Origin of the sequence: Streptomyces sp. NPDC004134, from assembly GCF_042874195.1 — a bacterium.
In the GTDB taxonomy this organism is placed as follows: Bacteria; Actinomycetota; Actinomycetes; order Streptomycetales; family Streptomycetaceae; genus Streptomyces.
The window spans coordinates 104,214-116,104 of record NZ_JBIAMS010000020.1 but is presented as its reverse complement, the minus strand read 5'-3'; the positions used below and the strand labels follow the sequence as shown (position 1 = coordinate 116,104).

Annotated in this window: 11 protein-coding genes; 5 read left to right on the top strand and 6 right to left on the bottom strand. The window is 72.4% G+C overall.

The window, feature by feature from the left end:
* Nucleotides 1–134 precede the first annotated feature (134 nt).
* On the bottom strand, nt 135–572 hold the full coding sequence (gene mce / locus ACFYVJ_RS24045) for a methylmalonyl-CoA epimerase (RefSeq protein ID WP_388894949.1): 438 nt from the start codon (nt 570–572) through the stop codon (nt 135–137).
* A gap of 132 nt (nt 573–704) precedes the next feature.
* Here mce and ACFYVJ_RS24040 point away from each other — a divergent pair, with 132 nt between their 5' ends.
* Nucleotides 705–1,913, top strand: a complete 1,209-nt coding sequence (locus ACFYVJ_RS24040) for an acetyl-CoA C-acetyltransferase (RefSeq protein ID WP_388894947.1) — start codon at nt 705–707, stop codon at nt 1,911–1,913.
* A gap of 99 nt (nt 1,914–2,012) precedes the next feature.
* Complete coding sequence (gene meaB, locus ACFYVJ_RS24035; protein WP_388894944.1) at nt 2,013–2,975, top strand: methylmalonyl Co-A mutase-associated GTPase MeaB; 963 nt, start codon at nt 2,013–2,015, stop codon at nt 2,973–2,975.
* Between the two features lie 59 nt (nt 2,976–3,034).
* Here the strand turns inward: meaB and ACFYVJ_RS24030 are convergent, their stop codons facing one another.
* Genes ACFYVJ_RS24030 through ACFYVJ_RS24020 form a run of 3 tightly spaced genes read right to left on the bottom strand, consistent with a single transcriptional unit; the run spans nt 3,035 to nt 5,037 of the window.
* Nucleotides 3,035–3,724 (bottom strand): AIM24 family protein, encoded by a 690-nt coding sequence (locus tag ACFYVJ_RS24030; RefSeq protein WP_388895077.1) that lies wholly within the window; start codon nt 3,722–3,724, stop codon nt 3,035–3,037.
* 23 nt (nt 3,725–3,747) lie between these two features.
* On the bottom strand, nt 3,748–4,398 hold the full coding sequence (locus tag ACFYVJ_RS24025) for an AIM24 family protein (RefSeq protein ID WP_388894941.1): 651 nt from the start codon (nt 4,396–4,398) through the stop codon (nt 3,748–3,750).
* A complete protein-coding gene (locus ACFYVJ_RS24020; protein WP_101421379.1) occupies nt 4,399–5,037 on the bottom strand; it encodes an AIM24 family protein in 639 nt (212 codons plus the stop codon).
* Nucleotides 5,038–5,166: 129 nt separating this feature from the next.
* Here ACFYVJ_RS24020 and ACFYVJ_RS24015 point away from each other — a divergent pair, with 129 nt between their 5' ends.
* From ACFYVJ_RS24015 to ACFYVJ_RS24005, 3 genes are all read left to right on the top strand, one after another.
* A complete protein-coding gene (locus tag ACFYVJ_RS24015; RefSeq protein WP_388895074.1) occupies nt 5,167–5,511 on the top strand; it encodes a DUF3817 domain-containing protein in 345 nt (114 codons plus the stop codon).
* Between the two features lie 132 nt (nt 5,512–5,643).
* A complete protein-coding gene (locus ACFYVJ_RS24010) occupies nt 5,644–7,629 on the top strand; it encodes a glycosyltransferase family 2 protein (RefSeq protein WP_388894937.1) in 1,986 nt (661 codons plus the stop codon).
* A gap of 3 nt (nt 7,630–7,632) precedes the next feature.
* Complete coding sequence (locus ACFYVJ_RS24005) at nt 7,633–9,567, top strand: galactose oxidase-like domain-containing protein (protein WP_388894934.1); 1,935 nt, start codon at nt 7,633–7,635, stop codon at nt 9,565–9,567.
* A gap of 197 nt (nt 9,568–9,764) precedes the next feature.
* On the opposite strand, the gene ACFYVJ_RS24000 is transcribed toward ACFYVJ_RS24005, so the two are convergent.
* Both ACFYVJ_RS24000 and ACFYVJ_RS23995 read right to left on the bottom strand, forming a co-directional pair.
* A complete protein-coding gene (locus tag ACFYVJ_RS24000; protein WP_388894930.1) occupies nt 9,765–10,772 on the bottom strand; it encodes a glycoside hydrolase family 6 protein in 1,008 nt (335 codons plus the stop codon).
* A gap of 121 nt (nt 10,773–10,893) precedes the next feature.
* A complete protein-coding gene (locus ACFYVJ_RS23995) occupies nt 10,894–11,886 on the bottom strand; it encodes a DUF5937 family protein (protein WP_388894927.1) in 993 nt (330 codons plus the stop codon).
* Nucleotides 11,887–11,891: the final 5 nt, after the last annotated feature.

Below are 11,891 nucleotides of genomic sequence, written 5' to 3'. Positions count from 1 at the left end.
GCCTGCTGGCAATGGCGATGACGTGTGCTGCGTTCACGTGCAGCGTTCGTGTGCTGGTATCGATGGTGTCAGATGATCGGGCCGCCCAGGACGCGGGCGGCCCCCTGCACTCTACCGGCCACGGGAATCAAAGGTCAGTGTCCGCCCGCGGCCGATGCGGAAGTGACCAATTCTGTCAGCACACCGTGGCAGTCCTTGGGGTGCAGGAAGGTGATCCGCGAGCCCATCGAGCCGCGCCGCGGCTCGTCGTAGAGGACGCGTACACCCTTGTCACGGATGGCGTCGGCGTCGGCGTCGACGTCCGGGGTGCCGAAGGCGATGTGGTGGACGCCCTCGCCGTTCTTCGCCAGCCACTTGCCGACCGCGGAGTCCTCGCGGATCGGTTCGAGCAGTTGCAGGTACGAGGCGCCGCCGTCGGACGTCTCGTTGATCTTCACCATGGCCTCGCGGACCCCCTGCTCCTCGTTGACCTCGGTGTGGAACACCTCGAAGCCGTAGGTGCGGCGGTAGAACTCGACGGTTGCGTCAAGGTCATGACAGGCGATTCCGATGTGGTCGATGCGCGTCAGCATGCGCACAGTCCACCGCCGCCGGGAAGGTTACGCAACGTGCGCACAGTCACACCGAACGAACCGTGACCCGGACGCGTACCGCTCAGTACGCTGAAGTTAACCCTCATTCACTCCTCCCCGAAGGGGACGCGCATGACTGGCAGCGGCACTTCAGGCACCACGTCCGTGATCGTCGCGGGCGCCCGTACCCCCATGGGGCGCCTCCTCGGCTCCCTGAGGGCCTTCTCCGGCGCGGACCTGGGCGGCTTCGCCATCGAGGCGGCCCTGGCGCGTGCGGGCGTCGCGGCCGACCAGGTGGAGTACGTGATCATGGGGCAGGTGCTCCAGGCCGGGGCCGGGCAGATCCCGGCCCGCCAGGCCGCGGTCAAGGCGGGCATCCCGATGAGCGTGCCCGCGCTGACCGTGAACAAGGTGTGCCTGTCCGGGCTGGACGCCATCGCCCTGGCCGACCAGCTCATCCGCGCCGGCGAGTTCGACATCGTCGTCGCCGGCGGCCAGGAGTCCATGACCAACGCCCCGCACGTGCTGCCGAAGTCCCGCGAGGGCGTGAAGTACGGCGCGCTGCAGATGCTCGACTCCATGGCGCACGACGGGCTCACCGACTCCTTCGAGGGCATCGCCATGGGCGAGTCCACCGAGAAGCACAACACCCGCCTCGGCATCGCCCGCGAGCCGCAGGACGCCTTCGCCGCCGCCTCCCACCAGCGGGCCGCCGCCGCCCGGGAGCGCGGGATCTTCGCCGAGGAGATCACCCCGGTCGAGCTGCCCGCGCGCCGGGGCGCGGCCGTCGTCGTCGACACCGACGAGGGCATCCGCCCGGACACCACCGCCGAGGGCCTGGCCAAGCTGCGCCCCGCCTTCGCGCCCGACGGCACGATCACCGCCGGCACCGCCTCGCAGATCTCCGACGGCGCCGCCGCCGTGGTGGTCATGAGCCGCGCCAAGGCCGAGGAGCTGGGGCTGACCTGGCTGGCCGAGATCGGCGCCCACGGGAACGTGGCGGGCCCGGACAACTCCCTGCAGTCCCAGCCCTCGAACGCCATCCTGCATGCGCTGAAGAAGGAGGGCATCGACGTCGGCGACCTCGACCTCATCGAGATCAACGAGGCGTTCGCCGCCGTCGCCGTGCAGTCCATGAAGGACCTCGGCGTCACCCCCGAAAAGGTGAACGTCAACGGCGGCGCCATCGCGCTGGGTCACCCGATCGGGATGTCCGGCGCCCGGCTCGTCCTGCACCTCGCCCTCGAACTGAAGCGCCGCGGCGGCGGCGTCGGTGCGGCCGCCCTGTGCGGGGGCGGCGGCCAGGGCGACGCGCTGGTGGTGCGGGTCCCGGGGGCCTGAGGCCGGCGCCACGGGCGCGGCGGCCCCGGTCCGTACGGTGACCGGGGCAGGGGAGGGGCCGGGGAGCAGGCCCCGTACGGACGCAAGGAGCGATCACACATGCCAGCCGCAGACGTAGCCGCGCTCGTGGCCGCCGCCCGCGAGGGCAGCCCACGGGCCGTCGCCCGGCTCATCACCCTGGTCGAGGGCGCGTCGCCGCACCTGCGCGAGGTCATGGCCGCCCTCGCCCCGCTGGCCGGCCGCGCCTACGTCGTCGGGCTCACCGGAGCGCCCGGCGTCGGCAAGTCCACGTCCACCTCCGCCCTGGTCACCGCGTACCGCAGGCGCGGCAAGCGGGTCGGCGTGCTGGCCGTCGACCCGTCCTCGCCGTTCTCCGGCGGCGCGCTGCTCGGCGACCGGGTGCGGATGGGCGCGCACGCCTCCGACCCCGGCGTCTACATCCGCTCCATGGCCACCCGCGGCCACCTCGGCGGGCTCGCCTGGTCCGCGCCGCAGGCGATCCGGGTGCTGGACGCCGCCGGCTGCGACGTGGTGCTGGTGGAGACCGTCGGCGTCGGGCAGTCGGAGGTGGACATCGCCGGGCAGGCCGACACCTGCGTGGTGCTGCTGGCGCCCGGCATGGGCGACGGCATCCAGGCGGCCAAGGCCGGGATCCTGGAGATCGGCGACGTGTACGTGGTCAACAAGGCCGACCGCGACGGCGCCGACGCCACCGCCCGCGAGCTGAACCACATGCTCGGCCTCGGCGAGGCCCGCGCCCCCGGCGACTGGCGCCCGCCCATCGTCAGGACCGTCGCCGCCCGCGACGAGGGCACCGACGAGGTCGTCGAGGCGCTGGAGAAGCACCGGGCCTGGATGGAGGAGCACGGCGTGCTGGCCGGGCGCCGGCTGCGGCGGGCGGCCGGGGAGGTCGAGACGATCGCGGTCACGGCGCTGCGCGAGCGCATGGCGGACCTGCACGGCGACCGGCGGCTGTCGGCGCTCGCCGAGCGGATCACCGCGGGCGAGCTTGACCCGTACGCCGCCGCCGACGAGCTGCTGGAGGGCCTCACCGGCGGCTGAGCGCGCGGAGGGGCGCGTACGAACCGGAAGCCCGGCCCGTACGCGCTCCGCCGCCGTTGCTACCTGCCGTACCCCGCGGGCGTGCCGCCCGGCACGCCCTGCTGATGCGGCACGGCCCCCGTCGCCAGCCCGGCCTGCATCGTCTCGGTCGACTGCAGCAGCACCTGCCCGGCGCCCGTGAACTGGAACTGGTGCTCCTCGCCGGACGCGCCGCCGATGCCGGTCATCGCCCGGATCCCGCCGAGCAGGCCCTGCATGTACCCGTGGTCGTAGTGGTGGCACGGCGACGGGCAGTCCGCCCAGCCCACCAGCGCCTGCGGGTCCACCCGGATCGGGGGCTCGACGAAGACGACGGCGCCGTTGGAGACGGCGACGAACTTGCCCGTGCCGATCAGCGTCAGGAAGCCCGGCACGATGGACTGCTTCAGCTCGAGACCCGGCTCGAACGCCAGCAGGTTCCCGGAGCGGATCGTGAGGTTGCCGTCGTCCAGGTCGAAGGAGTTGACGTCGAACGCCCGGTCGGCGAGCACCATCACGCCGTTGCCCCGCGCCACCACCCAGTCCGCGGCGTGCAGCGGCGAGTGGAAGCTCCCGGCCACCAGCCCCTCGAACGCCCCGTGGCCGACGCCCTCGAAGGAGATCTGCCCGTAGTAGGCGATCATCTTCCCCTTCTGCAGGAACCACTGCCCGTTGAGCGCGACGCTGAAGGCGTACGGGTGGACGTTGTCGTTGCGCGGCAGCGTGTTCATGTCGTGGACGACGGGTCCGGCGTTCACAGCTTCTCCTCCGATGCCTGCACGTAGACCGTGCCGTTGCCCGACAGTTCCAGTTGGAACGCCTCGCCGGAGCCGCGGCCCACCATGTCGCGCCAGCCGAGGGCGGTGGAGAGCTTGTTCTGCACCTGGCCGCGGTGGGCGACGTACGCCTGCGGGTCGACGTGCACCGGGCGCTGCGGGGTGATCGGGAGTTCCAGCACGCCGCCGTGCGCCATCACCGCCACCGCGCCGTGGCCGGCGAGGGTGGTGGTGAACAGGCCCTGGCCGGTGACCTGGCCGCGGACCATGCCCATGACGCCGCCCTGCGAGCCCATGAACATGGTGCCCTGCTGGAGCGAGCCGTCGAAGGCCAGCAGCCGGTCGGCCTCCACGTACAGGGTGTCGCCGGCCATGTCGATCACGTGCACCTCGTGGCCACCGTGCCCGAACATCACCGTGCCCGAGCCCTCGACGGTCATCAGCGGCGTCGCCTCGTTCGCTACCCGGCGGCCGATCATCGACGTCAGCCCGCCCTGGCCGCCCTGGATGTTGGGCGTGAAGCTGACCTGCCCGGTGTAGGCGAGCATCGCCCCCCGCTGGCTGAACATCGTCTGGCCGGGCAGCACCTGCGCCTCGGCGATCTTCGAATTGAGCATCCGGAACGGCATCTAGACCGCACCCCCCACCGTGTTGCGCTCACTGGGCTGTACGTAGACCAGCCCGTCCCCCTCGAAGCGGATCTGGAACCCCTCGCCGCCCCCCTCGCCTATGAGGGTGCGGAACGTGGCGCCGGACTGGAAGTGCTGCTGCACCTGCCCGGTGTGCGCGACGTACGCGCCCGGGTCGACGACCAGCGGCGTGCCCGGCGTCACCCGCAGCACCACCGCGGGCCCGTCCGACATGATCGCCGCCTGCCCCGTACCCTCCACCGTGGTGGTGAAGAGCCCGGTGCCCGTGCTGGCGCCGCGCATCCCGGTGAAGCTCGTCCCCGTCTTCAGCCCGCCGTCGGTCGCCAGCAGGTTGCTCGATTCCACGTACAGCTTGTCGGCCTGGAGGCCGACCAGATTGATCACGCTGGCCCGGTCGGCGAAGAAGCAGGTGCCCTGCCCCTTCACCTCCATCAGCTCCATGGACTCGCCGGTCAGCCGGCGCGTCACCATCCCCCGTATCCCCTCGCCGCCCCCTGTGAGCTTCTTGAACGACATCTGGCCGTCGTAGGCGACCATCGAGCCGTTCTTCGCCTTCACCGCGTCGCCGGCCATGTCCACGGCCAGCACCTTGCTGCCTTGCAGTCGAAACTGAGCCACGGGCCGACGCTAGCGGCTCGGCCACCCCTCCCGGAAGGCCGGGTATGAGCGGCTGACACAATGGGGTCCAGTTTGCCCGGGGAGATCCCCCGGATTCCGGACGATCCGAAGGCTGTTCCCATGGACCCTGTGGCCATCGACACCGCATCCGCACTCCGCCGGCTCCGGCTGATCTCGGCCCCCGAGGCGGTCTCCTTCCTCCTGCTGCTCGTGTGCTCCGTGCTCAAGCGGACCACCGACTTCGACGCGGTCCCGGTGATGGGCATGATCCACGGGCTGCTCTTCATCGGGTACGTGCTCTTCCTCGCCGACGCCTGGAACCGCACCCGCTGGCCGCTCAAGCGCGGGGCGCTGTACTTCGTCCTCGCCGTGCTGCCCGGCGGCGGCTTCGCCGCCGAGCGCATGCTGCGCCGCGAGCTGGAGGCCGGGATCATCGCCGACCGCGCCCGCCGCGAGGGTGTCGTCGGCACCTGACCGCCGCCCGCTGACGCCCCGTCCGGCCCCTTCGCGGTACGGAACCCCCCGCACGGCCCTCTCCGGTTCGACACGCAACCACTTTCCGCTTTTGGTGGGATATGTCGGCGTTGTCGTATCTGCGGAGGGACCGTGCGGCCGGAAGGCTATGACTACGAGAAGTTCAGCCGCCTCGCGGGGCCGCTGACGGATCCCGATCCGTCCGGGCCCTACCGGGTGCGCTACACGCGCCTGCTCTCCCGTGAGCCGCACCGCGTCCGGGCGGTCCTGCTCATGGCGCTCGCGCCGCTGCTGTCCTGCGCCCTGCTGCTCTACCTCGTCTGGCCCTCGCACTGGACCGAGCGCACCGGCGCCCCGCCCTGGCTGCTCACCGCGGACGCGGTGATGCTCATATCGATCGGGCTGATCGAGTCGTTCCGGCTGGTCAACGTCGTCTCGATCGCGCACGCCACGATGGTCGCCCGGGACCCGGTCCCGGTCACCGCGGAGCCCGGCACCCGGGTCGCCTTCCTCACCACGTACGTGCCGGGCAAGGAGCCCATCGCCATGGTGCGCGCCACGCTCACCGGCGCGGTCGCGCTGCGGCACGAGGGGCCGCTGGACGTCTGGCTGCTGGACGAGGGCGACGACCCCGAGGCCCGGGCGCTCTGCGCGGAGCTGGGCGTACGGCACTTCAGCCGCAAGGGCGTGCCGCAGTGGAACGCCGAGGAGGGCCCCCACCGAGCGAAGACCAAGCACGGCAACTACAACGCCTGGCTGGCCGCGTACGGCGACGGCTACGACTTCTTCGCCTCCGTCGACACCGACCACGTGCCGCTGCCGAACTACCTGGAGCGGATGCTCGGCTACTTCCGCGACCCCGACGTCGCCTTCGTCGTCGGCCCGCAGGTCTACGGCAACTACGACACCGCCGTCACCAAGTTCGCGGAGAGCCAGCAGTACCTCTTCCACGCGCTGATCCAGCGCGCCGGCAACGCCTACGGCTCGCCGATGTTCGTCGGCACCAACAACGCCGTACGCATCACCGCGCTCCGGCAGATCGGCGGCCTCTACGACTCGATCACCGAGGACATGGCCACCGGCTTCGAGCTGCACCGCACCCGCAACCCGGCCACCGGCCGGCACTGGTCGTCGGTCTACACCCCGGACGTGCTCGCCGTCGGCGAGGGGCCCAACTCCTGGACCGACTTCTTCACCCAGCAACTGCGCTGGTCGCGCGGCACATACGAGACGATCATCGGCCAGTACGGGCGCGGCAGGGAGCGCTTCCCCCTCCGGCGGCTCCTCAACTACTCGCTCATGCTCGTCTACTACCCGATGACGGCGGTCAACTGGCTCCTCGGCGCGCTGAGCTGCGTCCTCTTCCTCTGGCTCGGCTCCTCCGGCACCCAGGTGCCGGCCTCGATCTGGCTGATGCTCTACAGCGACGCGGCGGCCCTGCAGATCGGCCTCTACCTGTGGAACCGGCGGCACAACGTCTCGCCGCACGAGCCCGAGGGCTCCGGCGGCCTCGCCGGGATGCTGATGTCGGCGATGTCGGCGCCGATCTACTTCACGTCCTTCAAGGCGGCGGTGCTGCGCCGGCCGTGCCGGTTCGTGGTCACGCCCAAGGGCGGCGACGCGAGTCCCGACCGGCTGGCGACGTTCCGCATCCACTTCTTCTGGGCGGCGGTCCTCGCGGTCTCGTTCCTGGCGTCGGTGGTGCTGGGCCACACGCACGTCGCGATGCGCACCTGGACGGTGCTCGGGGTGTGCCTCGCGCTCGCGCCGGCGGCGATCTGGCTCTGGTCCTCCTGGCAGGTGCGGACCGCGAACCGGCGCGAGGACGTCAGGCGCCGGGCGGCGGTGGCCGCCGCCGCTGCCGTACGCGGCCGGGCCAGGGGGCTGCGGACGAGGCTGTGGAAGCCGGCCAGGGCGGCGGAGGACGCGGCACCGGCCACCGCCGCCACCGCCCCCGCGGCCACGACCGCCCCCACCGCCCCCACCGCCGCCAGTGCCTCCACCGCCACGGCGACGACGGCGGCCTCCGCGGCGACGACCGCGACGGCGACGACCGCCGCGGCCACGGGGACGACCGCGACGGCGACCACCACTGCGACGACGAGCGGGAGGAGCTGATCCATGGGGTACCGGCCCGGCAAACGGTTCAAGAAGGCGGCGATAGGCACGGGCGTGGTCCTGGTGCTGGCGGGACTCAACGCCCCCGCGGCCATCGGCTTCGCCGAGGAGCAGTACCACGAGTACCGAATATCCCGGCCGGGTTACCAGCGGGAGTTCGGCTCCTGGCAGGTGCAGGACACCCCGGACTCGTACCACCTCAACGCCATCCACGCCACGCTGCTGCACACCGGCAAGGTGCTGCTCATCGCCGGCTCGGGCAACGACCAGAAGCAGTTCGACGCCGGCACCTTCCGCACCATCCTGTGGGACCCGGAGAAGAACAGCTACGAGGAGATACGCACCCCCGCCGACCTGTTCTGCGCCGGCCACACCCAACTCGCCGACGGCCGGCTGCTGGTCGCCGGCGGCACCGCCCGCTACGAACTCCTCGACGGCGACGTCGAGCGCGCCGGCGGCCGGATGCTGGTGAAGAACGAGGACCCGGACGAACCCGTCAGGATCAAGAAGGGCACCGGCTTCATCGCCCCCTCCGGGCTCGTCTACCGCACCACCGCCGCCGTGACCGTCCCGGCCGCCGAGAAGAAGACCGCCAAGCGCGGCAGGAAGGCGGTCGTCACCGCCGCCGAGGCCAACGTCTTCGTCGAGGCCGAGGAGGAGGGCCGCGGCTACGTCCAGGACCGGCAGGCGCAGTACGCCGTCGAGGGCCTGACGGGCAAGAGCGCGGACAACGTCTACGGCCTGGCGCAGAAGCTCACCATGGACAAGCAGGACTTCCAGGGGATCAAGGACACCTTCGAGTTCGACCCGGTCCAGGAGCGCTACGTCCGCGTCGACCCGATGGACAAGGCCCGCTGGTACCCCACCCTCGTGACGCTGCCCGACGGCAAGGTCCTCTCGGTCTCCGGCCTCGACGAGTCGGGCGAGATCCTCTACGGCGACAACGAGGTCTACGACCCGAAGACCAAGAAGTGGTCCAAGGCGCCGAACCGCTACTTCCCGACGTACCCGGCGCTCTTCCTCACCGGGGGCGGCAAGCTCTTCTACTCCGGCGCCAACGCCGGCTACGGCCCGGCCGACCGCGGCCGCAAGCCCGGGATCTGGGACCTGAAGGACAACTCCTTCACCACCGTGCCCGGCCTGACCGACCCCGACCAACTGGAGACCGCCGGGTCGCTGCTGCTGCCGCCCGCGCAGGACCAGAAGGTCATGGTGCTCGGCGGCGGCGGGGTGGGGGAGTCGGCCAAGGCGACGCCGCGCACCTCGATCATCGACCTGACCAAGGACCGGCCCGCGTACGCGGACGGCCCCGAACTGCCGCAGGGCACCCGGTACCTGAACAGCGTGATCATGCCGGACGACACGGTCTTCACCAGCGGCGGCTCCGCCGACTACCGCGGCCGCGGCGACAGCGACATCCACAAGGCCCAGTTCTACGACCCGGGCGCCAACTCCTTCACCCGCGCCGCCGATCCGAAGGTCGGCCGCAACTACCACTCCGAGGCCGTGCTGCTGCCCGACGGCCGGGTGGCCACCTTCGGCTCCGACTCCCTCTTCGGCGACAAGGCCAATACCCGGCCCGGCACCTTCGAGAAGCGCATCGAGATCTTCACGCCGCCGTATCTGCACAAGGCCGAGGACGGCAAGCGGCTGTCGATCGGTGCGGGTCCCGAGCGGCCGGGGCGCGGGCAGGAGGCGACGTACGAGGTCGAGGGGGCCGGGCGGGTCGCGAAGGCGCGGCTGATCCGGCCGGGTTCCGTCACCCACGTCACGGACGTCGAGCAGCGCTCGATCCAGTTGGACGTGAAGAAGAGCGCCGGGAAGGTGACCGTGACGGTGCCTGCGGACCCGAGCCTGGTGCCGCCCGGCTGGTACATGCTCTTCGTCGCCGACGGCAAGGGCGTGCCGTCCGAGGCGAAGTGGGTGCACGTGCCCTGACAAGCCCGTCGGCGGGGCCGCTGCCCCTCGGCCCCGCCGGCGTACCATCCCGCGGACAGGCGCCTCCCGGTGATCCGGGGGCGCCTGCCGCTCGTACGGGGAGCGTCCTGCGGCTCGTACGGAGAGCGTCCTGCCGCTTGTACGGGAGCGTCCTGCCGTTCGTGCGCCCGCCCCGCCGCGCGTCCGCGCCGGGGTACTCAGCCCGCGCGGCGGGCCAGGCCCAGGGCGTAGTCCGGCCACCACGTGCCGGCCTTGGGGCCCCCGCGGCACGGCCCGTCCGACTCCCCGGGGCGCTTGACCCACAGGAAGGCGTCGGCCCGCTCGTCGCCGGTGCGCGTGGTCGGCGGCTCGCCGAGCGCCCGGCCCGGCGGGTTGCACCACACCTGGTCCGGGGCGCCGGTCAGCGGGCCCTTGCCGTTGCGGCTGGTGTCGACGACGAAGTGGGCGCCGTCCAACTGGTCGGAGAGCCGGCGGCCATAGGCGAGCTGCTCTGCGGTGCGCTGGAAGTTGGAGACGTTGAGCGCGAAGCCGTCCGCCGCGCCGATGCCCGCCTGGCGCAGCGCCTGGGCGAGCCGGCCCGGGTCGGCGATCCAGGAGGAGTTGCCGGCGTCGAGGTAGACCTTGACGCCCGGGTGCTGCTTGAGCCGGGCGATGGCGCCGGAGATCAGCCGGTAGCGCTCCTCGTGCAGCTCCGGCGGGGTGCAGCCGTCCACGACGTGCGGGACGGCGTCGGGTTCGAGGATCACCAGCGCCTTCGCGTCGCCGATGCCGTCGGCGAAGGAGCCGATCCACTGCTCGTACGCGGCGGCGTCGGGGGCGCCGCCCGCGGAGTGCTGGCCGCAGTCGCGGTGCGGGATGTTGTACGCCACGAGCACCGCGGTGCGGCCGCCCGCCTCCGCGCCGCGTACCGCGTTGCGCACGTCGCCGCCGGGGTCGTGCCCCGCGGGCCACTCGGCGACCGGCCGGCTCGCGATCCGCTCCAGCAGCGCGGCGTCCTCCGCCCGCCCCTGCTGCTTGTACGCCTGCACCTGGCGGGCGGCAGGTGAGCCGGGGTCCACCCAGAACGGCGTCTTCGCGGCCGAGGCCGGCCGCGCCCGCTCGCCGTCCCGCGGCTCGGCCCCGTCACCGTCGCCGTCCCCGGGCGTGCAGCCGAGCAGGACCCCGAGGAGCAGGAGGCTGGTGAGCGTACGGATCCGCGCCGACATGCACTTCTCCCGCGGGAGGCGATCGAACAGAACCCGTCGATCGTGACATGAGCGGATCTTTCACTACGGAACGCCGCGCCCGCGCGGCCGGTGCCGCGGGCCCGAGGCGTCCGGATGGGCGTCAGCCGCCCGCGGCCAGCGCGCCGCCCAGCGGCGTGCGCTCGTAGAGCACCCGGTGGCGCTCGCGGTGGGACGTCAGCAGGCCCGCCGCCTTCAGCACGGTCAGGTGCGCGGAGACCGAGGAGGGGGCCAGGCCGAGCCGGCGGGCCAGCGCGGAGGTGGAGGCCGGCTCGTCGAGCGCGGCGAGGACCGCGGCCCGGCCGGCGCCGAGCAGCCGCCCCAGCGCCTGCGCCGCCTCGCGTCCGGGCTCCGCCCACAGGGTGCCGACGCCGCGGGCGGGGTAGATGACGGTGGGCTGCCAGGGAGGCTGGAAGCCGGTCACCACGTCCGGCCAGGCGAAAGCGCTGGGCATCAGCAGCAGACCGTCGCCGGCGAGGTCGCGCTCGTAGTAGTAGTCGTTCTTGGTGCGCACGGTCAGCAGGCCGTCCTCGTACGACAGCCGGTTGTGCAGCAGCGCGAACAGCTCGCCGAGGCCCGCGGAGGCGAGCTGCCGGGCGCGGTAGTCGATGTCCGCCTCCAGCAGGTCGTGCACCCGCGGCCAGAACGGTTCGACCAGCGCGTGCCAGGCGCGCTCCGTGACGTCGGCCATCAGCTCGATCGCGGCGGCCGGGTCGTCGAGCAGCTTGCGGCCGAGCGGGGACTCGGCCGTGCCGGGCATGGTGCTGAACGAGAGGGTCATCTCCGCGTGCGCGAGCGCCGGGTCGGTGGCGCGCAGCCGGGCCAGCCCCTCGGCCACCGAGGTGTACGCCGCGTGCGGCGGGCCGCCGAGGAAGTCCGGGGTGTAGCCGTTCCCCGTGTGCGGCATGAAGATCCACAGCGCGCCGAGGTCGAGCCCGGCGGCGGCGTCGCCGAGGCGGCGCAGCCACGGCCGGTGGTAGCCGTGCCGCTCGGTGCGGCGCAGCGTCCGTACCGCCTCGTGGGTCTCGAAGACCGGGGAGACCGCGAAGCGGCAGCGCAGCAGGTCGTCGGAGCCGAAGCGCATGTACACCGGCACGGGCG

Coding starts and splice junctions, on each gene's coding strand:
- mce (WP_388894949.1), bottom strand. CDS start 572: ATGCTGACGCGCATCGACCACATCGGAATCGCCTGTCATGACCTTGAC.
- ACFYVJ_RS24040 (WP_388894947.1), top strand. CDS start 705: ATGACTGGCAGCGGCACTTCAGGCACCACGTCCGTGATCGTCGCGGGC.
- meaB (WP_388894944.1), top strand. CDS start 2,013: ATGCCAGCCGCAGACGTAGCCGCGCTCGTGGCCGCCGCCCGCGAGGGC.
- ACFYVJ_RS24030 (WP_388895077.1), bottom strand. CDS start 3,724: ATGAACACGCTGCCGCGCAACGACAACGTCCACCCGTACGCCTTCAGC.
- ACFYVJ_RS24025 (WP_388894941.1), bottom strand. CDS start 4,398: ATGCCGTTCCGGATGCTCAATTCGAAGATCGCCGAGGCGCAGGTGCTG.
- ACFYVJ_RS24005 (WP_388894934.1), top strand. CDS start 7,633: ATGGGGTACCGGCCCGGCAAACGGTTCAAGAAGGCGGCGATAGGCACG.
- ACFYVJ_RS24000 (WP_388894930.1), bottom strand. CDS start 10,772: ATGTCGGCGCGGATCCGTACGCTCACCAGCCTCCTGCTCCTCGGGGTC.